The sequence below is a fragment of the Nostoc sp. genome, assembly GCF_036917135.1.
Lineage (GTDB): Bacteria > Cyanobacteriota > Cyanobacteriia > Cyanobacteriales > Nostocaceae > Nostoc.
Genome location: NZ_JBALEA010000023.1, coordinates 1 through 26729, shown reverse-complemented (window position 1 = coordinate 26729; position 26729 = coordinate 1). Strand labels below are relative to the sequence as shown.

Genomic DNA, 26729 nt, shown 5'->3' with positions numbered 1-26729 from the left:
GAAATATTATTTACTAGCCATACATATAATAAAACATCTTGGATTACATCTGATGATTATGTAGAGACTTTTTTCAATGAATTTATATTTTTTTCATGAAAGAATTTTAATTTTTCATGATTTAACTAATTCACTGGCTACTTTCAAGTATGTTTTCACCTCGCTGTTTTATATATTTGGGAGACTTGAATTACGTAGATACTTGTTGCTATAAAAGGAGGATAGTCCTCAGCCGACTACGATATAAGCTGCTTTTTCTGGGCATCTGGGCGATACCTACGGTGGGCTACGCCTACGCAGACTAAATTGACTAGTCAAGACCGACAGAAATAAAGATACCATCTCACGAAACACAAGAGTATCGAAATAAGGAAATTTGAATTTCGCGTTACTTGCAGGGTTTTTCGTAGGATAAAGGTACTAGCTGTTTTACGGGCGATCGCTCCACATATTCATGTATCTGCAACTCTTCATCTCCTAGTTCCAAAATGTGCTGCAATGGTCTTAACTCCTTGCCAATATCCTCTCTGAGCAAGTACTCAAGCTGAACTGCTGGAGTCAGTATGAGTAGTACTGCTTATATATACGTGTTTTCCCTACCTGTATCAGGCAAAATCCCTAAAAATATATTACAAGTTAAGTTATTCTGATTACTTCTTGCTGATCTATTAAGTATTAAGCTGTTGCGTATTTAATTTGTATAATTAAGGCGCTCATGTTGCCCACCCCACAAGAGTTATATTAATTTTGAATATGCAAACTAGATGTGGTTTAGCTTATCTGCATCCATACACCAGTCCAAAATCATTCCTAAAAACTTAAATCCCCGACAACTTTTACGAAGTCGGGGATCTGGTTGATCACAGATGATTTAGCGTCACGATTCATGCTGAGGGTGATGGGAGATAAAGTAGCTCCCATCACACTTAAGCTGATTGAACTCGTCATTTAGTTTGTCGGACTAGAGGGTTTAACCTGATTTCGCATTGTTTCAAAGCTGAAAGCAGCCGCGCCGAAGGTTACAAATAACACTCCCAGAATTTGCACAATATCTAAATTTTCTTGAATAATTAGCCCAGCGAAAATCACGGTTAAAACTGGGATGCTACCACCGATGAGCGCCGAACGCGAGGCACCTAGTTTACTAATACCAATATTGTTGAGCAAATAGCCGGCAAGAGTCAGCACACCCAAAATAAATGCGCTTAAAACTAGTTCCAGCATTTTCGAGGGGTCAACTACTACCAAGTTCCAACTACTTGGCAAAGGTAGCATCAAGCAGATAAAGCTCAATAACAACATGGTAGCGAAGTTAATTAAAGTAAAAGTCACCGGATGCAGTTTGCTGGCACAAACCCGCGTCAGAATTATGTAAGCAGCAAAAGCTACGCCCGAAAGAATGGCGGTGCTGCTTCCCATTGAAGTATTACTGATACCGATATTGGGAGAACCACCTAAAACCAACAATTCACCGCAGCAAATGGCGGCGATCGCACCGATCCGGAAGATGGTGGGGCGATCGCGGAACAGAAACCACGACAATAATCCACTAACCATTGGATAGATAAAGAACAGTGCGATCGCCATTCCAGTTGGGACTTGAGCGATCGCAATGTAGATTAGCACCTGAGACAAGAATAAAAAGCACCCACTCACAATGGACAATATCAAAATCTGCTTCGTAGCGGCATTGGTAGGTGTGGGGTTTCCTCGCACTGAAGCGGCCAAGTTGTCCAAGTCTTGCCATAATCTTGGATGCAATATAGGAGACAACAATACCATCAGTGGTACCACTACCATAAACCGGAGCGTCAAAATTAACAGAGTATTGCCCAAAGTCGGGGGTAGCAACTGCTCTACCTCTAATACTCCAAAAATCTGAGAACCTTCGTGGAAAATCACCTTAATGGCTACGTTGTAAAGCGACGATACCACTACCGATGAGACAATCAACAAGAAACCGATTTGGAGTGTGGATAAGCCAGAGGAATTAGGCGATCGCGATTGTGGGGGTTTTGCTTCCGGCTGCGGCTCTAGCTCAGTAGTTGGTGAGGATTTAGCTTTGCTCTCTGATACGTTCTTGCGGCGGACAATAAGTGGTTCATTAGGATTCTTTGGAGAAGGCCGCATTACTCTGGGCTGTAGCAAAGATGTAAGGGGAGGCTCTGATGTCGTTTCGTTTTCCGATAAGTCGTTATTGAGGACAGAAATTGGTTCGGTAGCATCGTCCTTTGGTGGCGGAACTACAGCCGAGTTCGGTTCTGATGTCGTTTCCCTTTGGGACAAATCCTGATTGGGGACAGAAATTGGATTCGCGGCGTTTTCTCTCACAACCTGCGGCTCTGATGTCCTTTCCCTTTGGGACAACTCCGGGCTGGGGGTAGAAATTGGATTCGCGGCGTTTTCTCTCACAACCTGCGGCTCTGATGTCCTTTCCCTTTGGGACAACTCCTGGCTGGGGGTAGAAATTAGGTTTGCGGCATTTTCTCTAACAACGGTTGGCTCTGATATGGTTTCCCCTTCTGAAAATTTATTGGGAATCGGGGGAATTGGCTCAGGATAACTTCTTGCTACTTCGCCAAACGGTGGTGGGGATGTCTCAAAAGAACTGTTTTTCTCTGGTTCCGTAAACTGCAAAACAGTAGGTGTACCTGCTGTTGGTGGCTTGCGGGAAGTTTCTTCTATAGTTTTTTCTAGTTCTCCATGCAGGCGATTAACAAACTCCGTCAAAATCGTTTCCCCTTGCTGCTGCTGGCTGTACATCCGTGACAACTGTTGGGAAAGATTACTTTGATAGTTTTTCAACTCCTGCTGCAACGAGTTAAAAGTAACAGTAACGGTGTCATCGAGACTGTCAAACATGTGTTCGACTTTTTCATTGATTTCACCTACTACATTGCTGCTCACTTCAGCAGACTTTAGCGCCGCTTGTTCATAAGATTTGCCGTCTATATTTTGATTAGCTAAAGTTGCCAGAGAGGATTGCAGTTGTGAAGATATATGCTTGGCCAGAACTTCTGCCAGTTGCCGAATTAACACTTGCTGCTCAGTAATTTGGCGCACTTGTTGTAAATGCTCTTTTTCCTCTACCAAGCTTTGAATTTCATCAGATAACCGGTTTTTTTCTGACTGAAGCCGCTTTACGTCTTCCTGCAAGGCTCTGAGGACATTCTGCTGAAGATTCTCTAAATCTTCAACTACAGCCCAAAGAGCATTTTCTGCTGCTCTGGATAGCTCGCCTCTGACTCTTGGGTTTTCTGGTTGCTTCTCGAATCGCCCCATTAGCTTCTAACCTCTAACACTTTGACGATAAAGCTGCTTCCGGTACACTTTATTGGCGGTCATCCTAATTTCCTGTATTTTGTCAGATAAATTAAAAATTTTAACAGCACTTCCGCATTTCAACGTAATTCTGTCATACTAGACACAGGTTAGCAAAGCATTAAACTTGGTCTACGGGTTACTACACCGTGTTTTCTTCACAATTGACAAGCAGTTAGCCATTCGATTTGAGATTTGAGATTTGAGATTTGGGATTTATCGCTACGCCTGGAAGTGGCTTTAACTGGGACTTGTTTTGTTTTTGTCCAGTTTAATTTTCATCAATTATTTGCCAATGAGATTTTTACTTTTAAATAAATCTCACTCCAAATAAATATTTATTGTTTTGCTGCCAATCAGAATTTTCAAAGATTTGCAGGTGTGCGCTACTGCCACAAAACTGTCTGATTTGCGAAACTAGCTGCAAATTTGTGTGGAATGTAACTTGTGTGACAGTTTATATCTCTAAATCGAGATTAAAGTATCTTTCTGTGGAAATTCAAAGATTACGCTGTCCCCTGCACAACATTCTAATGAATCAGCAGCAATTCTGCAAAAGGACACTTTTTTGGCGTTGTTGCAGTCTCGGTTTTGCATTGAGTAAATGCAGTAGAGGAAAAAATAAGGAAAATATTAATAATTCTTAGGGACTGACAAATAAAAAAATATCCAATTAACTCTTGTGGGGTGGACGACACGAGAGCCATATCAACTAGGCGTTCATGTTGCCCACCCCACAATATTGGATAATTTATTTCTTGGAGTTCCTTTAGAATAATAAAATCCGGGCGATGCTAAAGATGGCAGCGCTTAGTCCAGCACTCACGGGGATTGTAATTATCCATGCGGCGGCAATGCCTTTTAGTGTTTGGAACTTAATCGACTTGAGATTTTGCACCAGTCCAATACCAACTACACCACCGACGAGAGCGTGGGAAGTGGAGACTGGTAAACCGAGCCGGGAAGCGATGAGGATGGTAGTAGCCGTAGCAAGTTCGGCACAAAATCCACTACTAGGTTGCAAGGAAATGATGTTTTCGCCGATGGTGGCGATGACTTTTTTACCCCAGACGGCTAAACCACCAACAATACCAGCACCACCAAGGATTAAAATCCAAAGGGGGATAGTGATACCATCGATGGGTACGCTACCAGTACGATTAATGTAAACGATCGCAGCTAAAGGAGCGATCGCATTTCCCACATCATTAGAACCATGAGCAAAGGCTACGAAGCAAGCACTTAGCAGTTGGAATCGGGCGAATATGCCCTCAACGGGATTTTGGATTTTAGATTTTGGATTTTGGATTGATGGTAATTCCTGAGTCTGGGGTAAAAATGTTTCCTCCAATCCCCCTTTTTCAATCTCCCCTAATTGTCGCCAACTAATTATTGTGAGTCCAACAACTGCTATTGCACCCGTTAATAGGGGGATGTCGTAAGCAGGGATTGTAAAACCAACTTGCTCAATTACAAAATTGGTTAGCGGTTCTGTCAGCGATGGTAATACAATCACGCCGAATACACCTAGCAGCAGAGTACTCAACCAGGGAATCCATTCTTGTAACTGGACTACTTGATTCGGTTGATCCAAAATCCAGTGTTTGATTTGACTGTAAAATAAAGCTGCGATCGCACCACTAATTAACGGTGTTAAAATCCAGCCAATGGTAATCAAGCCAATTGATGACCAATCAATTGCACCTGATCCCAAAGCTACCCAACTAAATCCAGCGATCGCACCAACAACGGCATGAGAAGATGACACTGGTAAACCCCGTGATGTGGCAATTTGCAACCAGACACCACAAGAAATTAGCACCGTTACCATCCCAACAACGAATATTTGGGGTGTAGCTGCGAATAAGGCGGGATTAGCAATTTTCGTTGCTAGGGTTTCCGTTACCTCATGTCCAAACAATACAGCACCCGTAAACTCTAATACCCCTGCAATGATTATCGCTTGTTTGAGAGTAACAGCTTTAGAACCTACAGAGGTTCCCATCGCGTTAGCGACATCATTTGCTCCGAGATTCCAGGCGACGTAGAAAGCTAGTAGAGCGACTGCAACTTGGGTAATAAGCATTTTTATTAGGCTGATGAAGAGCAGAGGGAGATGAGGGAGAAAAATTGCTTCCTCATTCCCCTCATCTTTCTTTTACGGATAAATTAAGATTTTATAAGTATCCGGTGTGGGTGCGATCGCTTGCTCTACAGCTGCTGATAAATCTTTTAAGGGATAGCGATCGCTAATCAACGCTTTTACATCAATTCGCTGATTAAACACAATATCGGCTGAGAGATTCTGAAGCCGATAAGATGAGCTATAACTACCGATCAAGTCGATTTCCCGACGATAGAGGACATTGGGATTAATGGGAATTTCCACTTCATCAGGGAATTCCGCGAAAAACAAGATTTTACCGCCTTTGCGGGTACTATCAAGTGCTTGAAAGAAGGCTTTCTCGCTAGGAACAGCCAGCAAGGTAATATCAACACCTAGTCCACCAGTTAAGGCATGAATTTTGGCGGTTAAATCGGGATCACGGGCATCAAAAGCCGCCTCTGCACCGACACTCAAGGCTTTATCAATTCTAGAGGGTAGTAAATCGGTAGCGATCGCTTTTGCTCCGAAATACTTCACCAACATGATAAACATTAACCCAATTGGCCCAGCACCAGTAACTAATACAGTTTGTCCTGGAGCAATTTGAGCTTTTTTCACAGCTTTCAAGCAGCAATTAGTCGGTTCGACAAAACTGGCTTCTTCAAAACTGATGTTATCCGGGATGGGAATCAACCCACCATTTTCCACAATATGTCCAGGAACCTTGACATAATCGGCAAAACCGCCACCACTGGCGTTAAAACCTGCGGTAGTGGAGATGTTTTTGTAAACATTACACATGGAGAAATTATCATTTAGGCAGTAGGCGCAACGCATACAAGGGATGTGGTGCATCACCGCTACCCGTTGTCCAACTTGCCAACCTTTGACATTATTGCCTATTGCTGCGATCGTGCCGGCAGTTTCATGTCCAAAAATGCGCGGCGGTTCATAAAGCGGATAACGAATTTTTTTTATATCTGACTGACACAACCCCACAACCCGCACCTGTACCAGCACTTCATCTGGTTCCAGAGTTGGAACTGGGATATCTTCGTAAGAAAGTTGATTAACGCCTCTAAATACCTGTGCTTTCATGTTGATTTTCACCGCTTGATGTTATAGATGTAACATCAAGCGGTTCAGGTTAGGTTATGAAAGTGCGGATTTTTTCGGAAAATTTTGGTATCTGGTTACTCAGCTTATCTAGTAATTCGACAACAGTCCGAGGATTTCTTTTATAGTTTTGAGATTGTTTCAGCAAAATTTGAACCATTATTTTAGGATATTGTTCAAATAGATCACAAAGAAAATCATCTGGTGACTGTGTTCTTACATTCCAATAGTTTAAATCTTGATCCTGAAAATCTTTAATATTTCTGGTAACAATAATCTTTGCTTTAGCAACTACAGCAGCAGCCAGAACATGACGATCTTTAGGATGATTTGTCATTAATTCTTCCAGTCCTATAGGTACTTCAATCATCGCTTCGGGAAAAGCTGCTTTCATGACCGCTTCTAAATTTCTCGCTCCCTCATTTGACATATATCCTTTATTGATCAGATTTCCTATTGCTTCATCTAAGATTTTTTGTGACCAATACAGCACTTACGGCAGCTATGAGGTACATCCTCAAAGCTGAAAGCTATGCTAAAAGAGGGGCAAGGAGAAAACTGTATTGCATAATAGCGGGAAGCGCTGTAATGTCCATACAAACCAGCCTCAACTGTAGAAAGTAAGGTATCTCGTAGGTACATTGGAAACAAAACACAAGCATCTAAGATTACATTAGGCATAGTAATTTGACTATTTTAATTATTCTTCATAATCATAAAGTCCAGCTTCTTGACTCATTTCTATTAGTTCCTGTAACAATTGTCCACGTTTAGTATCCCTTTGCTGTTTATATTTGATTAAATCCTCAAATTTCACCCGTCTATGAGTTCCTACCATAATATAAGGAAGCTCACCCTGCTCTAATAATTTAATCAGATAGGGACGTGATACATTCAACAAATCAGCCGCTTGTTGTGTTGTTAACTCTGGATTATGTGTAACTATAGATACATATTTGCCTGATGCCATTGCCTGCACTACTTGGCGTAATACACGAAATACAGAATCAGGAATAGTCATTTCTTCGCCATTTGCTGCTAATTTCAGTTGATTTTTTTCCTGATTGAGTATGTATTCAAGTTGCTTTATAGCCTCAGCTTCGGCTTCTGTAATCCGACTGGAATCAGTCGGCAGATTTTGGTTAGATAAGAAGGTATTCATAAAGAGGGTTAGCTTGCTATTTTATTTTGATTGTATTACACAAACGCAATAAACGAAATAAAAATCAAGCACCTGTCTATATTCCAGGGGTAAAAAATAATTGATCTAATCTTGTGGTGTGGGCAAGATGCCCGCTTTTATCTATACTATTTGATTTTTGAAAAGCCAAGCTGACTGAAATATTACCAGATCAAGTTTTGGTTCTCAGTATACTTAGCAATACTCAAGTTGGATTCCTATAGTTTAAACTAAATACTCACAAGGGAGTGAAGCAATAAACTGACTTTTGGACTTCGAGTAGTTTTTAGAATCTTTCATAAAAAACGATATAAACAAGCGTTTTTTTGCCCTTGTCATAGCTACATAAAATAAACGTTTTTCCTCTTCTAAATTACTATCACGCACACTGAAATAAGTAGGAAATTCATCTTCAGATATACCTGCTAGAAAAACTGTATCGAATTCTAAGCCTTTTGATTGATGAATTGTGATAACAAGGACTTGATTATTATCTTGAGAAATTTGATCTAAGTTTTTCGCTAATGCAGTATACTCAATAATACTTCTGAGTGCTGTATCTGGATGAAGTTCTAAATCATCCTGTGCTTGAAAAATCTTTACTAGCCGTTTGATATTCTCTAAGCGTTTTGATTTGTCCTGGTGATAATAGTCATATAAACCAGACTCAACTAAAATTTTACCTAATAAATCTGCTGGGCGTAATTTTTGACTAGCATCTCTCCAACTCTCAATATCATTAGCTAAATTTTCAAACTCTTCTCCATAACGATAGACTAAAGCTTGGCGATAGTCAGTATGAATTCCAATTAGAGGTATTAAAATTGCCAGCAATTCAACCGTTGTGCGAGTATCGTCAATTGCACGATGACTGGGTAATTGAGTCAGCTTTAACTTAGTTGCCAAAGCTTCAAGACTATAGCTATCTGATTCTATAAAGCGTTTAGCTAAATCCCAAGTATCTGCCCATTTAAATTTCGGAGTGAATAAACCGACTTTTTGAGCATGGGCTGTTATCATCTTGATATCAAAGCCAAGATTATGCCCAACTAAAAAAGCATCTTGAGTAAAGCCTAAAAATTCCTGTAAAACATCAATTGAAGGTCTACCATTTGCGGATAGAAAATCATCACTATAACCATGTATTTGTTCTGATTCTCCCACTGGAACAGTATTGGCAATATAAGCATGAAATTCTGCTTCTAGTTTCCCTGCAACTAATTTAGAAGCAGCAATTTCAATAACTTCATCTTGACTCGCTGAAAAACCAGTTGTTTCCACATCAAAAACAACAATTGTGCCAGAATTATAAGCAATTAGTAAATTACTAAAAGGATCACCATCAATAAAAGTTTGAGTTGAAGCCATATCAGTGAGTTTAAACCCACAATCTTCTCCCTCTTTGATAACATTCTCAATAGTGACAGAACCAATTCCCCGATTTGGACGCAGTAACATCCGACGCATTGAACCTGTATCAAAAGGATTTAATATTAATCGTAGATAAGCCAAAGCATCTTTAACTTCCTGACGCATGAAGAATTGATGTTGCTCAACTGTTACACAGGGAACATTTAACTTTTCTAAAACTTTAGTAATAACCTCAATTCGTTTATGATTTCTAGTTAAAACAGCAATACGGTTATAGAGAAAATTGGGGTCATTATTAGCTAATTTTTGAATCTGTGTTGCAATCCATTTTGCTTCATCCAATTCATTTTTACCTGCATAAACTGGAATTAATTCTCCAACCTCACAATTAGGCGCAGGGCTAATTTTTGTGTATCTTTGTTCAAAAGAGTCAGCAAAACCAGAAGCAGCATTAAGTAAGGTTTGAGTAGCGCGATAATTCCAAGTCAGAGAATATTCTTGAGGTTGAAACTCTTGTTTAAATTGACTAATAAATTTATCAGGTTCAGAACCTCTCCACTCGTAAATAGTTTGGTCTAAATCACCAATCATAGCAATATTTCCAGTACGAGAAGCTAAACAACGGACGATTTCATATTCAGATAGATGAGTATCTTGTACTTCATCAACTTGGATAAAGTCAAAGCGTTGCTTCCATCTTTGTTGAATTTCAGGATAGGAATTTAGTATTGAACGAACATAAAAGATTAAGTCAGCAAAATCAAGAGCATGACGTTCTTGGAGAATGCTTTGATATTGACTAGCTAATTTTGCATCACCTATTCCTAAAGGTGCAAATAATTTTTCTAAGGGATAATTGGGAGATAACTGCAATTGACTAGCTTTAACTTTACAATCAGTTAATTGAGAAAACTTATCTTGAGCTTCTTTGTCTTTTGTGAGACGGAAAATATCTTTAATTAGTCCAAGACAGTCACCATCATCATAAACTACAAAATCTGCTGGTAAACCAATTTGACGAGCTTCTACTCGCAGTATTGAAGTACATAAACTATGAAATGTCTTGATGGTAATGTAGCGGAACTCCTTTGGACAAATTTCTGCTAACCGTTCGCTCATTTCTTTAGCTGCGCGGTTAGTGAAAGTTAGACATAGTATTTTTTGAGCAGGAATACCGCTATTAATAGCTTTTACAACCCTTTCTGATAAAACGCGGGTTTTACCAGTTCCCACAGGAGCAAGTACTAATATTGCTCCGTTGATGTGGTTGATGATTTTTAGTTGTTCTGGGTTTGCTTGGGTTTGAGACATAGAAAGTATGATAATTTTTACTGAGAATATTGTTCATCTTTAGTAACGGCTGCTTGTTTCAGGTTGTAATATTGTCTAACTCTTGCTGGTTCAATTTCTCTGAATATTTCTGAAACTTTTCCTGATTCTGCAAGTTTCAAAACATCTTTGATTAAATAATCATTTTTTTCTTCATCTGAAAATGGAATATTATCTGGCAAGTTGTAATTGTACATCCCCAAAATCAAGATGTAGTTTTTCTTGAGTCGAGTAAATGGAGAAGGAACACTATTTAAAGCCTTGACAACATTTTGAAGATGCTGAGGTTGCACATAAGGCTTTGCCAGATGTCCTAAATATAGCCAAGTTTCTGTAGATTTCAGCTTTTCGATATCAGATTTAGCTGCTGTTGCAGATTGAAATATTAATTGCCAATTCTCTAACTCAAGTATTGGGAGAAAGCGAAATGCTTCAAGTAAAATAGCACGGACATATTCACTTGCTTCTTCATCTGCTATTTTGCCACTTTGATAGTGTTTCCATAGATGCTTGATAGCATCTGTATGTCCTTGAGAAGCTAAACCAATGACAACATCCAGTAAATCACGGATTATAAATAAGTCGCACATTATGAAAACGATTTCTTGCCATACTTCATCAAACCCTAGAATTCGTAACTTTTTGACCGATGCTCTAATGCGAGTTTCTAATTGTCTTTGTTTTATATTTAATTTCCGCTTTTCTTGCTTACTAATAAAATCATCTTTTTTATTGATAACTTCTTGTAGTTCTTTTAAGCTATTTTTAAAAAGATTAACAACTTTAGATTTAATTTGATTTTTGCGATAAATCCAAGTATGATTCAATTCTTGGAATTGACTACCCCATTTAGAAATGATGATAAAGTTATCATCTGTAGGGAAAGATGGAAAGTCTAATTTCTTTTTGATGTTTAAGTTTTCTGAATTTAAGTTTTGATATATTTTCCGACTCAACCGCGTTTCTGGAACATAAATTCCTAGAGAATACAAACAATGTTGATATATTTTGATAAGCTTCCACCATGATTTTTCATCATGACTACTATTAGCTAACTCAAATTCAGTGCGGTAATCATAATTCATTATCCATAAACGATAAAGTATTGGATTAAATTCCTCATTTAATTTATCTAAATCATTATCTAGTTCTGTACTTGGCAAAAATTCTAATATATTATCATAATATTCTGTTTTATTTTTATTAAGATTCAGTCCTCGTTTGCTGAGTTTATCTTTCAATTCTATTTCAAGTGTTTCAAGATCATTAGCGTGTGGAACAACTGCAATAATATCATCAACATAACGGTGAAAATTTATTTTATGTTTCCACTTTGGTTCATTAGCGAAATAATCATCAACAGCTTTCAGATACAAATTAGCATAAAAGCCTGATGTCAAAGTTCCTTGTTTAAGTCCTATATCATCTTGATGTCCATCCAACTTTTTTTGGAGAATTTGACTCAGTAACCACTTAATCCGTATACTGCTAATTTGTAATTCTCTTTCAGTAATATCAATTAACTGTTCTTGTCTAACTTTGACATAATATGATTCTATGTCAGTTCTTAAAACAGCACCATTTTGATAACTTCTAGCACTGTTTTCTGATACTTTTAAAAACTTTTTATAGTTAGGAAAGTAATTTTCATATAAATCTTCTGTTGGTTCTAAATTTAGTTGATAGGAAAAAAATTCAGATTTATTTTTTTGTCCATCAGATTTATTTTTTTTTCCAATAGTTTGCAGAATAGCAATAGCTAATATTTCTTCTTCTAAACGAGTTAGCTGCTTTGGACGACCTTTTGCTCTCCCCTTGACAAATTTATAGTCAATATCTTGATTCGACGGCAGAAAATTATCTGAATATAACCTGTCAACTAAGTTATCAACAAGCATCTGCAAATTTTCATCAAGATTATTTTCAAATAACCGGATTTCTATTTCGTCATAAAAAGATTCATTAAATAAATTACTTCTAGCTTTAACCCAAGCTTTTTCTATATTTTCCAAACTTATCAATTTATTCCATTCATTGTCCTCTTCAAGCTCGATGTTTTTAATTGTTTGACAAACAGCATTAAATTGAGCAGTATGATTTAAAATGTTTTTATCTTGCCAATAACTACTAACGGGATTTTCAAAATAAACTGCTTGTTGACCTTCAATAACATCAGAAATTTTATGAACTTTACCAATAAGGTTTTCAATAGCTTTGTGTATAGCGTTGATTCCTTCATTAATATCACTAACTTGAATTATCTCTTGAAGAGATTTTTCTAAGTTTTTTGTTCCTATTGTCATCAAATGCAACTTTTCAATAGGTACTTCCTCTAATAATCGTTTTAAGGAAAGTGCTTCATCTTGCCAAAACTCTTTTTCTATTTCTGTATCACTTTCTGGTTCTAATCCTAATGCTTTGAGTTTTTTATCTCTTTCTCGTTTGATAACGTCATCTTTACCAATAGCTGAAGCAATATCAAGCTGCATTACAAAAAGATTAGACAAAGCTTTCACGGGAGAATCTTTATCATTTAGTTTGTTTTTTAGGTGAGTAATTGTAGTCAAAATTGCTTGTGAAAGAGGTTCATTGATTGCCTTGAAATCTAAAAAAATATTAAATGGTTTAATCTTGTCTTGGAGTTCCTGCATCAACTTTGTATAAATAGCATACCTATAAATATTGGGTTCTATACCTACACAAATAATTTCTATTTTTTTTGATTTAATTCCATCTTTTTGCAAGGTTAAAAATTTTTCAATAAAAGTAGCCGTAGCAGCACCCATTGCACAACCAACATCTAGTAAGTAAATGCGCGGTTTATATTTAATGCTATGGACTAGCCTAGTTGAATTAATAACATTATCTAAAATATGCGCTACTTCAAAGTAGTTCCGAGCAAATAGGGCATAAAACTGAAATGCTGCACTTTTTAAATCTGCTTTATCTAAAGAATTTGAAATATCCTTTGAATAGTCAAGTTCCTTATATCCCTTTGCGTCTGGAATTTCTGACAACCATTGATGTACAGCAGAATAAGCAGATGCAATCACAGGATGAAAAGAGCGATAAATTTTGGCTTCTTCAGCCATCACTAAATTGAGTTGTTTTGACTTCTGTGCAATAAATCCTGACAGTGCTTGTAATAGGAGTTGTTTGGCTATCTCATTAATAGTCTTTCCATCATTTTCGGCTCTCTGTTTTAAAGCTTCTAAGGTTTCATCTTCTAGTCGAATAGTAACTACTTTTTCCGCTTCCCATAAAATAGTTAGCTCTCCGTTGAGAACCTGAACTATATCTTCAATAGTTTCTAGTCTAGATTTACCAGGACTTTCTATTGCTTTACTAATAGAACTGTGATAACGCGAAGCCGGGGAAATATCTCCTCCTACGGCTCGATATTCTGCAAATTCTTTGGCTAGTCTGTAAAGCGTCCAGTCCAACTCCTTTAGACGTTGATCGAAATCTTCTTTTTGTATCATTTTTGTCTGCTTTCCTATGTATTAGCTGACGATAAACTCAGCTTACCCCTATTTTTGTATTACGTCAATAATATAGTTAGCTAGGATTTTACTCAGTGACATAATCGCTGATAAAGTCAGAGAAGAAATAGGCTTGACATATTTAGATTAGCGTGTAACAATTGCTGGTAGGTAAAAAAGAAGACACTTCAGTGGCTGCTGAAATGTCTTTTGATTTGCTTAACCTTTCCCAGTTCCTTTTGGGACAGGCTTATTAACTTGTTTGAATTAAATCGTTCGTAAAAATTAAGCCCTCAAATTCACCTAAATAATTTAGGAGTCACTAAAAATGAGAACCATATCTAATAATAGCTCATCGGTAGTTGAGTTACTGAAGACAGTTGCCTCCCGTGCTGATTCTCTGACTGAAGGAACTAAATTTTTGGAAACTGGGTTTCTTATCCAAAAAGCAGAAAACCAACAAATTCAGGAACTACGAGATGATGAGAGACGTGGCTATTTAATGCAAGAGATTATGCGATTGCTTGCACAGCTTGGAATTCCCTCTGGTAATCAGCGCGTTCTCAAAGCAATGACAACTTTGCAACTTGAGGCTTACAAAGAGGAGTTAGATCAACAATTAAGAGATCGAGATCGTCCGTTCAAACATCTGTCAGTAGCATAACAAGCTTTCGGACATTTAACTTGCACATTCTGAATTGTGCAAACTCTTGTGGGGTGGGCATCTTGCCCGCCTTACCTATGCAATTTAAATATATATTATTTTATACGTTGAGATGCCCAAAAAAGGAAGTTATTTATACCTTTCTTTGGCAACGGATATTAAAACTACCTTGTGTGATGTAACCTAACTGGGTAAATTCCAGATAGGTGAAGCAATGCTTAATCAGACATACACAGCAGATGTCTTAGTTGTTGGCGGTGGAACCGGAGGCACCGCAGCTGCTATCCAAGCGGCGCGACGGGGAGCTAAAACCATTTTGGTGAGTGAATTTCCTTGGTTAGGAGGAATGCTTACTTCGGCTGGAGTATCTGCACCCGATGGCAACGAATTAGAAGCCTTTCAAACGGGGTTATGGGGCGCGTTTTTGCAGGAATTGCGACAACGACAACCTGGTGGATTAGATAATAGCTGGGTAAGCTTTTTTAGTTATGATCCCAGAATTGGAGCAGAGATTTTTGCCGATTGGGTGCAGGAATTGCCCAATCTGCACTGGATTTCTGGACAAGTGCCAATAGAAGTGTTCCGTCAAGGTGATTTGATTACTGGTGTGCGCTTTGCTGATTTTGCTGTCACAGCCCAAATTATTCTCGATGGCACAGAATTGGGAGATTTATTGGCGTTAGCTGAAATACCTTACCGTTGGGGTTGGGAATTGCAATCGGAGTGGGGAGAACCCAGCGCCCCAGTGAGTTTTAACTCTTTAACCCAGAGATATCCTGTGCAAGCGCCCACTTATGTAGTAATTATGCAGGACTTTGGTGAAGCCGTTGCCCCAGAAATTCCGGCTGCACCTAACTATAATCCATCCCAGTTTACAGGTGCTTGGGATGGGTATGGAGCAGAGACATTTTTGAATTATGGACGTTTGCCTGGTGGCCTGTTTATGATGAATTGGCCAATCGGTGGCAATGACTACGGCGAAGGAGTAGGGCGGTTGATAGAGTCAGATGTATCCAGAGGTGAATTTATCCAAGAATCTCGCTGGCACAGCCAAAATTTTGCTCATTTTATCCAAAAACAGCTTGGTCGTCGCTATGGTTTAGCAGAAAAAGTATTTCCTCACGCCCCTACAGCTTTTGCACTGCATCCTTATTATCGGGAAAGCCGCCGCTTAGTGGGGCTAACTACTGTCCGAGAACAGGATATTTTGCCGATCGCAACAGGTAGAGTTGCATCTATATTTAATGATGCGTTCGCCCTACAGCCCTTCGGGCATCCTACGGCAGGCGTTTGCGGAGCGATCGCAGTTGGTAACTACGCCAACGATCATCATTATCCTGGTGTGCAATTCCCACTGCAACCTAAATCTATCCGTTGGGGAGGACGTTGGACGGGGACTCCCTTTACAATTCCCTACAGTTGTCTCATTCCAGCCACAACAGATGGTTTCTTGGTCTGTGAAAAGAATATTTCCGTCTCTCATATTGCCAATGGCGCAACCAGATTACAACCTGTGGTTATGGGCATTGGGCAAGCAGCAGGGATGGCAGCAGCGATGTGTGTTGAGTTAAACTGCCAGCCGAGAGATTTACCTGTGAGGGATCTGCAAACGGCTTTATTGGCAGATAATCGCTCAAAAGCCCTAATTATTCCTTTATTTAATCTTCCACCCAATCATTCGGATTGGCGGCACTGGCAACTGTATTACTTAGATAACCCACAAGCCTATGCAGTTAGTGGCGATTACCCTTGCCCATCCGGGAATGATTACCCTAACTCTGCTTTTGACAAGGCATTAATTGGGGAAAGTAACTGTTTCAAAGGCATTTTTCATCGCTTGTCACAGCAAGAATACAGATTCACTGTCACAGCGCCAACCGCATATCAAGGGCAAAATTGGCAGCTTGTGACTTTGCGATCGCATGTTGACGAGCAATTACGCCTTTATCCCCACGAACAATTAGTTACATTGTGGGGTCGTCAGAATCACTCTGGTAATTGGTTATTAGTCGAACATTTAAACGGAGGATAAAAGGAGTTTATTTTCAGTAAAGCAGAATACTTTTTGATTAATTGTCCGGATATTCATCAAAAAGTTAAGTATCAGTGAAGTGGAGAGTTCCAAAATAGACATTTGCTATGCGTGCTGCCATTTCACTTTTAATATCGAGTCTGGTGTTCGGCCCCTTAGCTTCTAACTGCCAACCAATGGTCAATCAATTATCAGCAGGACTGTCTTCCACGCCTGCTTCAGAACAGTGGCTGGCGGCATCTGAACAAAGTCCAGATGATGCGCCACGTCATCGCGGTAGTGGGCGCAGAGAAGTGACACAAAAACTCCGAAATATCTATGCTGTGGTTTAACTATCGTAGGGTAATACCTCTTTTCCTAAAAGAACAGAATTACCAGAAAACGGGATGTTATGCTAACATCCTTGACACAGCTTTTCTGGCAGAAATATATACAGTTGACACACGAAAATCTTCAGCGATCGCTTAGTATTTCAACTGCAAGCTTTGTATATATAGTTGGTGTCAATCCTACCGATCAAAACGCAAATCAAATTAAGTGTCTTGATCAACAGTATTACCAACTCCTCAAAAGCTATACAACTGTTGCTCATATTTCTGGGAAGCTTTGCGTCTCAATCCTCAACCGCTCTAGAAATAGATGTTACTTAGGCTATCAGTTAACCTAAAGCACATCTAATTCAGACATTTTGCTTGTTGAGGAAACAGTCTTAAGGCAACTTCACTTTATTCCCCAATAGATTTTTTCTCATACATTGAGTAGCTGACGATCTACCTCAGCAATTAATTGCTCTTTGCTCCGACACCAGTTTAGCGCTCTTCTATGACCCTGGAGAGAGAATAATTCAGGCGATTAGAAATCGCGGCTACACAAGCAAAGTCCGCGCAGGCAGACTAACGTCAAAATAGGGTTTAAAACTTAATCTGACGAGAGTAATAAATGCCGAAGCATAAAATCTCTTTCGTTTCATCTCTTGCTTATCTAGCGCATGGATTCGCACAAGTAATATAAGTTTATTGCACTTAGCAACAAATCTTACTATTCTTGACCTACTCTTGCCCCCTGCTTCGTTCTTCTTGCAGATGGCACCTGACGAAATAAATATTAAGAAGTATCCGCCAGATCATCTTAGTCATTTTAATCATTCTACACCTAAGGCCAGATGCAAGATTTTGCGTTTGGTCTTTTTAGATAGATTTTACTTAAATAAAGGGAGTAGGGAGTAGGGGAGAAGTTGCAGTCAGTTTTTCCTCTCTCCCCCTGGACACCTCTACCTTTTGTGCCCAATGCCCAATACCCAATACCTTTTACACCGTTGTTTTCTTACGGTTATTTTCTCTTCCCTGGATGCCGTTGAGGAACATTGGCACAAACTTCTCAATAAATGTCTGTGGATCGCGCTGCCAAGCTTTTTGTGCAGCCCGAATCCTCGTAAATTGCAACTCAGGCGCTAGCAAAGTCTGGGGTAAGCGTTCCATCAGGTATTGAGGACGTTGCAAAAGCGGCATGGTATTTGCCACTTCCACTAGGTTGGCAACTCGCCGTAGTTCTGCACCCAAGGTGATATCCATTCCTGATTCAAATGCCGCTTGTTCAATTGCGGTATATTTTCGCTTGGCTTGCTCTACTTTTTGCTGATGTTCTGGACTCTTACGCGCGAGTTCTCCTAGCCAACGATTACCCCACCGGACGTGTCCCACTTCCTCTGGGAGAATTTTTTCAATGGTTTCCCGGATTTTGATGTTTTCTGCGGTTTGCGCTCCTTGCTTGAGTGCATAAATGTGAGCAGAGAAATACTCACAGCCCCGTTTTTCGGTGACGTTAATTGCAGCAAGGGAAGAAATCACGAAATCATCAAGGTACTGGACTGGATCTTGTTGCTCGCGGTCGAGTAGGCGTTCAAATTCATTGATGTAGGAGGAACCAGGCGGCTTACCAATATCTGCTCCCAGTTCTGCCAATAAGTCAGTTAGCCACATGGCATGACGAGCTTCATCTGAGATGTGATGAGACAAATCCCGCACTAATTCCCGTGGCTGTCCATTCAGTTGTTCAATTAACTCAGTCAGGTCTTTGCAACTGTGTTGTTCACTATAACGGTAGCGGTTGAGGGTAATTAGATGGATTTCGCGATCGCATACCACCTGTTTCAATACATCTCTGGCACTTAAAACATTCTGAAATTTACGTGGGTAAGCAACTGTCATAACTTATCTAAGTTTGTAAATCTTTGTAAATCTTTATTTGATCGTAACTTAGTTTTTGCAACTGCTGTCTTTGTACCGTTTCACCGAAAAAAGAGTAAAAGTTACAAAAATTAATCACTTGAGTTGAACATATTGTCAGCAAAACCAAACATTAAGTTTTGTAAAAAGTAGCTTATGTTACAGATTTTTTGTTATATTAGTTATGTAAGAAATCCAAAATTATATATTCACCAAATAGAGAGGGCTATAGTTATGTCTATCGCAGATAAATCTCGTGCATTAATGGTGCGTGAACATCAGCAGGTCAAGAATCGCCAACAATCAATATTGATGAGGGCTGCACAAGAACTTGGTCTTCCTGAAGAAGCATCCCACAACTGGAATCCGATTCAAGGGAAAGTAGATGCTAGCGCTCGGATGATTTATGGGCCAAGTCATGCTTCTATGAGCTAAGTTTTAATAATTTTAATTTTCTGAGTGAATGTCTCAACTACCAACTCTGGAAAAAAAAGCCACCCTCTACTCTAGGGTGGCCAAACTGATCAACTTAGTTAGATACGGTACTTAATTAAGCATCGTAGTAGAGGTAAAACTCGTAGGGATGAGGACGTAGCTGCAACTGCTTGACTTCGTTACCTAGCTTGTAATCAATCCAATTTCCGATAAAGTCTTCGGTGAAAACGCCTGATTCTGTCAAGAAGGCGTGATCTTTTTCCAATGCTTGCAACGCCAATTCTAAAGAACCTGGAGTTGAAGGAACCTTAGCCAGTTCTTCTGGGGAGAGTTCATAGATATTCTTATCTAAGGGTTCACCAGGATGGATTTTGTTCTTGATGCCATCGATACCAGCACAAAGCATTGCAGCAAATGCCAAGTAGGGGTTAGAAGTGGCATCTGGACAACGGAATTCTAAACGCTTGGCTTTGGGGTTAGTGCCAGATAGAGGAATACGGATAGAAGCAGAACGGTTCCCTTGGGAGTAAGCCAAGTTAACAGGTGCTTCATAACCAGGCACTAGTCGCTTGTATGAGTTGGTACTGGGATTGGTAATTGCCAATAGCGCTGGTGCGTGTTTGAGAAGACCACCAATGTAGTACAACGCCATTTCACTCAAACCAGCATACTTATCACCTGCGAACAGAGGTTGTCCACCTTTCCAAATGGACTGGTGACAGTGCATTCCCGAACCGTTATCGCCAAAAATTGGTTTTGGCATGAAGGTGACGGTTTTGCCGTGTTTTTTGGCAACGTTCTTGATGACATATTTGTAAATCATCAACCAGTCAGCCGCTTCGATCAACTTGCCAAACTTGAAACCTAGTTCGCACTGACCACCAGTAGCAACTTCGTGGTGATGTTTTTCAATGGGTACACCTAGTTTTGCCATCGTCAACAGCATCTCTGTACGGATATCTTGGAAAGAATCCGTTGGTGCGACCGGGAAGTAACCTTCTTTGAAGCGTGGTTTGTAACCTAAGTTGGGTTTTCCTTTTTCAAATTTACCGGAATTCCAAGCACCTTCTTCAGAGTCTAAGAAGTAGTAGCCTTCGTTAGCAGTTTGGGCAAACCTAGCACTGTCAAAGATGAAGAACTCAGCTTCCGGGCCAAAGAAAACTGTATCACCAAGACCAGTGGAAACCAGGTAATCTACTGCTTTTTGAGCAATAACGCGTGGGCAACGGTTGTACCATTCGCCTGTGCGGGGTTCTTTGATGCTACAAATTATACTTAGCGTTGGGACTTCCATGAATGGGTCGATCCAAGCAGTGTTGGGGTCGAGTACCATCGTCATGTCCGATTCGTTGATCGCTTTCCAACCCCGGATGCTGGAACCGTCAAAAGGTACGCCATCAGTGAATGCAGTCTCATCGATTTGGTCTTGGAACAGTGTGAGGTGCTGCCAAGTCCCTACTGTATCAATGAATTTGAGATCAATCAGCTGAATTTTCTCATCTTGAATTCTCTTCAAGACTTCTTGCGGTGTTGTCATTGTTACTCCTTCTCTACCAATTTCCTAAAGTAATACCAGAATCTTCCAAAGCATCCTAACCCTGCTGATCTCAATCAAGCCGTGACACACCAGAAATATCTTAAATACTAGACATTAGGGGATTTTGTAGTCTGTGTTACAGATATCTGGATTATCAGGTTATATTAACCTTTCAGCGATCATCTGTACAAAACTGGAAAGTTCATCACATCAGGGGTCAACTTTGGCATAAAATCCTTAAATAGCGGATAAATTGTTTTTGTGCCAAATCTATTTTAAATAGCACAAAAGTTTACTGGTGCATAAGTGCAGCCAAATAAATATCAAACCATAAATAGCAAGGATTAGGAGAAAAAGGAATGCGCGATGCGGTAACAAGTTTAATTAAGAATTATGACTTAGCTGGTCGGTATTTTGACCGGAATGCGATCGATAGTCTGAAGTCTTACTTTGACAGTGGTACAGCAAGAGTCCAAGCGGCGGCGGCGATAAATTCTAATGCGGCTGCACTTGTCAAGCAGGCTGCTTTGAAGTTATATGAAGAACTGCCAGAATTGATTCGTCCTGGTGGAAATTCCTATACGACTCGTCGTTATGCAGCTTGTCTGCGGGATATGGATTACTACCTGCGCTACGCCACCTATGCACTAGTTGCTGGAAACACAAATGTATTGGACGAGCGTGTGCTACAAGGGCTGCGGGAAACTTACAATTCTCTAGGAGTGCCTATTGGGCCTACGGTTCGCGGTATCCAGATTCTTAAGGATCTGATTAAGGAACAAGTGGCAGCCGCAGGTGTTGTTAATACTGCTTTTGTGGATGAACCGTTTGATCACATCACACGCGAGTTGAGCGAACAGGATATTTAGATTTTAGGTGGGCAAGGTGTCTGCCCCACAATAATTATAAATAGCGATCGCACTTTGGTTTTATAGAGCGATCGCTTTTTTCTCAAATCTACCAGGCGTTGAGAAGGGCTTTATTCAAGTTTGATCTGTTATTTAATGGAAACTGTGAAATTGTATAAATGATTACTCGAACCAGAGCCGCCTACAATATAGTAATCACCTGTGTTAGGAAGACGCAGGCGAAAACTTTTACCTTCACCGTCAGCACCAGCGAAAACTGGACTCAAAGGTTTACCATTAACACCATAGAGAGTAACACTGGCACGAGCGCCTAAACTATTAACTTTTAAAGTCAATGTTTGTCCAGCTTTAGCTCTTAATATATAGATGTTATTTTCGGCATTTTCAATTGTGGTACTACTTTTTCCTCTAGCAAAAGCTACACGGCTTGTAGTCAGAGAATTCAAATGCTGTTTGACATTTGCAAACTGTGCCATTGAGGGAGCTGGTAAAACATAAGCTCCGGCGGTAAAAAGTAGGGTTGATAAACTAGCGATTAAGAGATGTTTCATAATAAAGTTGAAGTTTTTAGTATCTGTAATAACTACTCGTCCCACAGGTTTGTTTACGGAAAAGTTGAGTGATTTTCCCCGACTCGTGAGTGTCTATACAATTTTGTAGATTGAAACTTCAAGCTATTCAACTGTAATTATGCTTAAATGTCCAAAATGAAAATCTCGGACTTACGCATTGACAAGAAATACTAAATATGTGTAAAGGTTAAAAACCATATCTTTCGTAGGGGCACAGCAATGCTGTGCCCTACAGCATGGTCTATTTACGATAACAGGATAATTAACAAAAGCCTGAAACAACCTATTTTAGGTAATTCACATCACGATGCATTTGTACAGTGCGTAAGTCCTAGTATCGGCTTATTAAGAGAAGGTAGTTCTTGTTGAGGGCATTTTGAGGTTGCGGCAGTCTCTTATCTTCTTTGGCTAGGCAAAATACTTTGTCAGTAGCGGTAATTAATGAATTACCGCTAGGAATTACTAGAGTAAACTACAACCGCCATAAGCCACAATAGAAGTTGCGGATGTTTGATGGGTTGATTATGGAAGAATTATTAACTCTGAAAGACTTGCTTGTTAAGGGCGATGTTCAAGGAGCATTGCTTATAGTGGAAGAATTAGAGGAAATGAGCCGAAATGACATAATTAAGACGATTCGTAACTATGCAGTGATTTTGCTGTTGCATCTCATTAAACAACAAGCTGAAAATCACACGACTCGCTCTTGGGAAGTCTCTATTCGGAATTCGGTTCGGGAAATTCAACGAGAAAATAAGTTACACAAAGATGGAGGTTATTATCTCACGCCAGAAGAATTGTTAGAAATCTTAGCAGAAGCCTATTTAAATGCCATTGATGAGGCTTCCTTAGAAGTAGAAGAAGGTCGTTATGAACCAGAAGAGTTAGAAAAAGTTGTTAACCGCGAAGAAATTATCAATCGTGCTTTGGCTTTAATCTTACCAGGAGAGTCTAATTAATTGGCTAAACAGCGACTCGACACACTATTAGTAGAGTTAAATTTATGTACTTCTCGCGCCTTAGCACAGAGGTTAATTCAGGCGGGCGAAGTTACTGTTAATCAGCAGTTAGTTGATAAAGCTGGGACAGAGGTTGATATTACGGCTCAAATAAATATTAAGGTGCGATCGCCTTTTGTTTCTAGAGGCGGTGAAAAACTCTCCAAAGCTTTGTCAGTATTTGCCATTCCTGTAGTAGATCGCATTTGTTTAGATGGTGGGATTTCTACTGGTGGTTTTACTGATTGTCTTTTACAAGCTGGAGCAACAAAAGTTTACGGTATTGATGTTGGTTACGGACAAGTTGACTGGCGGTTGCGAAATGATTCGCGGGTGATTTTGCGGGAACGCACCAATTTACGCCAACTTCGACCAGATGAGTTGTATGGCGAAAATGACCAGATTCCTGATTTGGCGGTGGTGGATGTATCGTTTATTTCTTTAACGAAAATTCTCCCTGCTTTGTGGCAACTAACTCAAGCTAACCGAGAAGCTGTGTTGTTAGTCAAGCCACAGTTTGAAGTTGGCAGATCCCGTGTGGGTAAAAAAGGTGTTGTGCGCGATCCAAACGACCAAGCTGATGCCATTTTCCAGGTGTTGCAAGTAGCCCACGAATTAGGATGGAAATACAAAGGTTTAACTTGGTCGCCGATCACTGGTCCGGCTGGGAATATTGAATATCTTTTGTGGTTGGCAATGGAAAGTGAAACACCACCAACTGATTTAGAGGCAATTAAGCAAATCGCGCAATCAGCAACAACTGATTTACGGAAGAGTTAAACGTCGTAGATTAGACATTCTACGGAAGCTGGATGGCGATCGCAGTAATTTTCCAAAGAAGTTTTCTTTAATTTTGCTTGCTGTTGATCGGATTTTTCAGCTTGTAATTCTTCCACAATGTCCCAAGCTACGGCACAATCAGCAGAATTGCCATCTAGCTCACAAGTTGTGCGGGCTTCAGTAATGGCTTCAATAATGGCTTCTTCAAGATTTGTCGCCCCAGCAGTTTCAAATGAGTTTAGGGTAGTTGTCATGATATTGTCACCTTTAATTTACACAGAGAGATATTAGGGGATGGAGGATAGTTTTATTTCCTATTACCTCTTCCCTGTAACCTGTACCCTCAATCTTGCATCCCAAATTGGGAATGTCAGTCAATTGTCAGAAGAGCTTGATAGAAGTTGATAAACACTTATAAACGGTAACAATGGGGAAACAAATCTTATTGATTCTCAATATTTTATCCCTAACTCTTGTCGTAACCGATACAGAATTGTATTTTGGTCAACTTGAGAGAGAATTTCTTGAATGACGCTGCTAGCGCCCAACTGTCCCCAGGTGCAGCCTTTTTCGAGATAAAGTTGAGCGGCTTTGCCAACGGAATATGCGCCATAACCAGCGATACCAGCTTGAGCGATCGCACTGCCAGCAAAGGCAGTAATATTACTGGGATTGTCACCACTGGTTAGTGCGGCAGTACTTTTACCTAAACCGAGAAGGAAACTACTACCTAATTCTCCCAGTAGCAAGCCACCAGAACTAAATAAAATCGTTTTTAAAATTTTCCCGGCTTCATAGCTAGTCATCGGCAAACCATACAATCTAGCGAGGGCGCGAATTAAAGCTAAATCGGCAACAGTTCCGCCAAGGATATCTAAAAAGGCGATGGGATTGAGCATGACTGCCAAAGCTTTGTATTTGGTAAACTGCCAAATGATCTCTTCGGCTTCTTTTTCGCGTAAGTCGATAGTTTTTTGAGCGATGGCGGCTTCTGCATCCCGGGCTTGGATGAGTGCATTTAAAGCTAAAAGCGATCGCCCTTCCCGATTCAGAATATTCAGAATAGTCTCTTTGAGTTCGTCTACTTGCGGTGGTGGTGTTTCCCATTCATAACTGACACGCCCATCAGGCCACTCAACCCGAACTTCCATTGCTGCTGGTTCCGCCGCCACCATGACAATTTCATCAGGTAGTAGAGGTTTTGCTTGGGGATTACCAGCACCAAGTTGTTGCAAATTTTGGTAAATCGCGGACTTGTCTGTATCTGGGTATAAATCTATTTTGTTAAACACTAAAATCAGGGGTTTTTGCGATCGCCTTAATTCCAGCAGTGCTTGATATTCAGTGCGCGTGATATCACCAGACACGACAAACAAAATTAAATCAGCCTGATGTACCACTTCTCGCGCCATATCTGCCCGTGACTCACCCTCAATTTCGTCTAATCCGGGAGTATCAATTAACTCTACTAGTACCTTACCACCGGGCTGCCACCGGATAGAACGAGGCCATTGGGTGACACCGTTTAGTGGTCCAGTTTGCAGAATCTTCTCTCCCAGCAAGGCATTTAAAACTGCTGACTTTCCCCGACTCACCAAACCAAAGGCAGCAATTCTAATGACGTTAGAATCCAGCTTGTTGAGTGTGGCATTCATTGCTTCCAATTCTGGTTTCATCAAACCTAGCAATTCTGGGTTAGATGAAAGCTGTCCTGATTTGCGGAGATATCCATACCAAGACAGCGCTTGTCTGAGACTGGCGCGGGCACGATTTAAATGAGTTTCTTGCAAATTTCGCACAAAGTTAGGTTGATTTAAGGTTGGACAAAAAACAGGCTACATATCCATTTTGATCTAATTCCCGGACTGTTAACCTGTTTTGTCTTTCCTAGGCAATTGTTCTAATTGTTTGTATACCCTCTGAGTGCAATCTCCATTCAGAACAGAGGACTGTGTTTATCATCCCAACACTTGCGATCGCTCCAATTTCTGCCAGTATGTTCACATTCAGATGCATCATTTATCCAAGGAATCGATGTAGAGTGGTACGAGTTTCCAATGGAAGCGGATAAGCTAGCAGTGAATAAGGGCAATAATGAGGAAAAAGTTATCAGTGTACAAATCGGTAAAATTGTTAAATATCCAACAAGGAGCACAATGTTACTATGAGTCCAAAAAACTGTACCTATTTTATTTTTTTGGCGAGTTTTTAAACTGGTTTTTGAATTCGAGAAAAGCATAATGCAACCTTATTAATGTCAGTTAATATAGCAATCCCATTTGATTTGTCAAAGCCAAGCTGACTGAGAGCTAGCCGGATCAGGTTTTGCCTCTCAGTATATTTAGCAATAATCAAATAGGCGTCCTATATGAGTACGAATTTTTACATAAGAACATTATTGAAGCGATATACTCTGATGTCAAATGTGGAAGTGGCTACTTCTTATAAGTTTTAATCTTTGGGCGCTAAAAAATATTTTTAATGAAAATATGTTGAAGTTGTGGCGATCGTTATTGCGTAAATCCTCGCAAATTAAACTTACAGCTTTTCGCCATTGATACAGCAAAAATACTGATGCAGGATATTTCAACTTAATACCCCACCTGCGCTATCGCGCACCCAGGGCAAACGCATCTAAATATTGAGAGCCTGAATCAGGGTGAAATACACCAAGACTCAAACTACATAAAGCTTTGAGGAAATGAAATCTC

General features: G+C 39.9%; 21 protein-coding genes. 8 read left to right on the top strand and 13 right to left on the bottom strand.

Annotated features, from left to right (window positions below):
- Positions 1 to 810 precede the first annotated feature (810 nt).
- The 8 genes from V7K50_RS04775 to V7K50_RS04740 all read right to left on the bottom strand — a co-directional run bounded on the left by V7K50_RS04775 (position 811) and on the right by V7K50_RS04740 (position 13906).
- Positions 811 to 948, bottom strand: coding sequence for a hypothetical protein (locus V7K50_RS04775; RefSeq protein WP_334957762.1), 138 nt, complete (start codon positions 946 to 948; stop codon positions 811 to 813).
- Positions 949 to 3282, bottom strand: coding sequence for an EamA family transporter (locus V7K50_RS04770; RefSeq protein ID WP_334957760.1), 2334 nt, complete (start codon positions 3280 to 3282; stop codon positions 949 to 951).
- Between the two features lie 808 nt (positions 3283 to 4090).
- On the bottom strand, positions 4091 to 5407 hold the full coding sequence (locus tag V7K50_RS04765; protein WP_334957759.1) for an inorganic phosphate transporter: 1317 nt from the start codon (positions 5405 to 5407) through the stop codon (positions 4091 to 4093).
- A 72-nt stretch (positions 5408 to 5479) separates the two neighbouring features.
- A complete protein-coding gene (locus tag V7K50_RS04760) occupies positions 5480 to 6526 on the bottom strand; it encodes a zinc-dependent dehydrogenase (RefSeq protein ID WP_334957757.1) in 1047 nt (348 codons plus the stop codon).
- Between the two features lie 49 nt (positions 6527 to 6575).
- Complete coding sequence (locus V7K50_RS04755; RefSeq protein ID WP_334957755.1) at positions 6576 to 7037, bottom strand: PIN domain-containing protein; 462 nt, start codon at positions 7035 to 7037, stop codon at positions 6576 to 6578.
- Between the two features lie 207 nt (positions 7038 to 7244).
- Positions 7245 to 7706, bottom strand: a complete 462-nt coding sequence (locus V7K50_RS04750) for a helix-turn-helix domain-containing protein (RefSeq protein WP_334957753.1) — start codon at positions 7704 to 7706, stop codon at positions 7245 to 7247.
- 243 nt (positions 7707 to 7949) lie between these two features.
- Positions 7950 to 10406, bottom strand: coding sequence for a 3'-5' exonuclease (locus V7K50_RS04745; RefSeq protein ID WP_334957751.1), 2457 nt, complete (start codon positions 10404 to 10406; stop codon positions 7950 to 7952).
- Between the two features lie 17 nt (positions 10407 to 10423).
- The gene (locus V7K50_RS04740; RefSeq protein ID WP_334957749.1) at positions 10424 to 13906 is read right to left on the bottom strand and encodes an RNA-directed DNA polymerase; all 3483 of its coding nucleotides are present in this window, start codon (positions 13904 to 13906) and stop codon (positions 10424 to 10426) included.
- Positions 13907 to 14234: 328 nt separating this feature from the next.
- On the opposite strand from V7K50_RS04740, the gene V7K50_RS04735 reads away from it, so the two are divergent.
- The 4 genes from V7K50_RS04735 to V7K50_RS04720 all read left to right on the top strand — a co-directional run bounded on the left by V7K50_RS04735 (position 14235) and on the right by V7K50_RS04720 (position 17269).
- Positions 14235 to 14570, top strand: coding sequence for a hypothetical protein (locus V7K50_RS04735; protein ID WP_334957747.1), 336 nt, complete (start codon positions 14235 to 14237; stop codon positions 14568 to 14570).
- A gap of 214 nt (positions 14571 to 14784) precedes the next feature.
- Positions 14785 to 16602, top strand: a complete 1818-nt coding sequence (locus tag V7K50_RS04730) for an FAD-dependent oxidoreductase (RefSeq protein ID WP_334957745.1) — start codon at positions 14785 to 14787, stop codon at positions 16600 to 16602.
- 107 nt (positions 16603 to 16709) lie between these two features.
- Entirely contained in the window at positions 16710 to 16934 is a 225-nt protein-coding gene (gene patX, locus V7K50_RS04725) for a heterocyst-inhibiting protein PatX (RefSeq protein ID WP_334803935.1), read from the top strand.
- Between the two features lie 59 nt (positions 16935 to 16993).
- Positions 16994 to 17269, top strand: a complete 276-nt coding sequence (locus V7K50_RS04720; protein WP_334957743.1) for a hypothetical protein — start codon at positions 16994 to 16996, stop codon at positions 17267 to 17269.
- Positions 17270 to 17909: 640 nt separating this feature from the next.
- Here V7K50_RS04720 and V7K50_RS04715 read toward each other — a convergent pair.
- Positions 17910 to 18809, bottom strand: coding sequence for a ferritin-like domain-containing protein (locus V7K50_RS04715; protein ID WP_334957741.1), 900 nt, complete (start codon positions 18807 to 18809; stop codon positions 17910 to 17912).
- 252 nt (positions 18810 to 19061) lie between these two features.
- On the opposite strand from V7K50_RS04715, the gene V7K50_RS04710 reads away from it, so the two are divergent.
- Positions 19062 to 19262 carry a hypothetical protein gene (locus V7K50_RS04710; RefSeq protein WP_334957739.1) on the top strand — a complete coding sequence of 67 codons (201 nt, stop codon included), beginning with the start codon at positions 19062 to 19064 and terminating at the stop codon, positions 19260 to 19262.
- A gap of 115 nt (positions 19263 to 19377) precedes the next feature.
- On the opposite strand, the gene glnA is transcribed toward V7K50_RS04710, so the two are convergent.
- Positions 19378 to 20799, bottom strand: a complete 1422-nt coding sequence (gene glnA, locus V7K50_RS04705; protein ID WP_334803931.1) for a type I glutamate--ammonia ligase — start codon at positions 20797 to 20799, stop codon at positions 19378 to 19380.
- 359 nt (positions 20800 to 21158) lie between these two features.
- On the opposite strand from glnA, the gene apcB reads away from it, so the two are divergent.
- Entirely contained in the window at positions 21159 to 21668 is a 510-nt protein-coding gene (apcB, locus tag V7K50_RS04700) for an allophycocyanin subunit beta (RefSeq protein WP_334803930.1), read from the top strand.
- Positions 21669 to 21796: 128 nt separating this feature from the next.
- Here the strand turns inward: apcB and V7K50_RS04695 are convergent, their stop codons facing one another.
- On the bottom strand, positions 21797 to 22219 hold the full coding sequence (locus V7K50_RS04695; RefSeq protein ID WP_334957737.1) for a hypothetical protein: 423 nt from the start codon (positions 22217 to 22219) through the stop codon (positions 21797 to 21799).
- Between the two features lie 545 nt (positions 22220 to 22764).
- Between V7K50_RS04695 and V7K50_RS04690 the strand changes: the two genes are divergently transcribed.
- Together V7K50_RS04690 and V7K50_RS04685 are read left to right on the top strand one after the other, a co-directional pair.
- Entirely contained in the window at positions 22765 to 23199 is a 435-nt protein-coding gene (locus V7K50_RS04690) for a DUF29 family protein (protein ID WP_334957735.1), read from the top strand.
- Positions 23200 to 24018, top strand: a complete 819-nt coding sequence (locus V7K50_RS04685; RefSeq protein ID WP_334957734.1) for a TlyA family RNA methyltransferase — start codon at positions 23200 to 23202, stop codon at positions 24016 to 24018. It abuts the gene before it with no gap.
- Here V7K50_RS04685 and V7K50_RS04680 read toward each other — a convergent pair.
- Entirely contained in the window at positions 24015 to 24272 is a 258-nt protein-coding gene (locus tag V7K50_RS04680; RefSeq protein ID WP_334957733.1) for a Calvin cycle protein CP12, read from the bottom strand. The two genes, V7K50_RS04685 and V7K50_RS04680, sit on opposite strands and share 4 nt — an antisense overlap.
- Positions 24273 to 24470: 198 nt before the next feature.
- Entirely contained in the window at positions 24471 to 25817 is a 1347-nt protein-coding gene (locus V7K50_RS04675) for a GTP-binding protein (protein WP_334957731.1), read from the bottom strand.
- Between the last annotated feature and the right edge of the window lie 912 nt (positions 25818 to 26729).

Coding starts and splice junctions, on each gene's coding strand:
- V7K50_RS04735 (WP_334957747.1), top strand. CDS start 14,235: ATGAGAACCATATCTAATAATAGCTCATCGGTAGTTGAGTTACTGAAG.
- V7K50_RS04745 (WP_334957751.1), bottom strand. CDS start 10,406: ATGTCTCAAACCCAAGCAAACCCAGAACAACTAAAAATCATCAACCAC.
- V7K50_RS04730 (WP_334957745.1), top strand. CDS start 14,785: ATGCTTAATCAGACATACACAGCAGATGTCTTAGTTGTTGGCGGTGGA.
- V7K50_RS04680 (WP_334957733.1), bottom strand. CDS start 24,272: ATGACAACTACCCTAAACTCATTTGAAACTGCTGGGGCGACAAATCTT.
- V7K50_RS04770 (WP_334957760.1), bottom strand. CDS start 3,282: ATGGGGCGATTCGAGAAGCAACCAGAAAACCCAAGAGTCAGAGGCGAG.
- V7K50_RS04775 (WP_334957762.1), bottom strand. CDS start 948: ATGACGAGTTCAATCAGCTTAAGTGTGATGGGAGCTACTTTATCTCCC.
- patX (WP_334803935.1), top strand. CDS start 16,710: ATGCGTGCTGCCATTTCACTTTTAATATCGAGTCTGGTGTTCGGCCCC.
- V7K50_RS04720 (WP_334957743.1), top strand. CDS start 16,994: ATGCTAACATCCTTGACACAGCTTTTCTGGCAGAAATATATACAGTTG.
- V7K50_RS04715 (WP_334957741.1), bottom strand. CDS start 18,809: ATGACAGTTGCTTACCCACGTAAATTTCAGAATGTTTTAAGTGCCAGA.
- V7K50_RS04760 (WP_334957757.1), bottom strand. CDS start 6,526: ATGAAAGCACAGGTATTTAGAGGCGTTAATCAACTTTCTTACGAAGAT.
- apcB (WP_334803930.1), top strand. CDS start 21,159: ATGCGCGATGCGGTAACAAGTTTAATTAAGAATTATGACTTAGCTGGT.
- V7K50_RS04695 (WP_334957737.1), bottom strand. CDS start 22,219: ATGAAACATCTCTTAATCGCTAGTTTATCAACCCTACTTTTTACCGCC.
- V7K50_RS04710 (WP_334957739.1), top strand. CDS start 19,062: ATGTCTATCGCAGATAAATCTCGTGCATTAATGGTGCGTGAACATCAG.
- V7K50_RS04690 (WP_334957735.1), top strand. CDS start 22,765: ATGGAAGAATTATTAACTCTGAAAGACTTGCTTGTTAAGGGCGATGTT.
- V7K50_RS04740 (WP_334957749.1), bottom strand. CDS start 13,906: ATGATACAAAAAGAAGATTTCGATCAACGTCTAAAGGAGTTGGACTGG.
- glnA (WP_334803931.1), bottom strand. CDS start 20,799: ATGACAACACCGCAAGAAGTCTTGAAGAGAATTCAAGATGAGAAAATT.
- V7K50_RS04765 (WP_334957759.1), bottom strand. CDS start 5,407: ATGCTTATTACCCAAGTTGCAGTCGCTCTACTAGCTTTCTACGTCGCC.
- V7K50_RS04750 (WP_334957753.1), bottom strand. CDS start 7,706: ATGAATACCTTCTTATCTAACCAAAATCTGCCGACTGATTCCAGTCGG.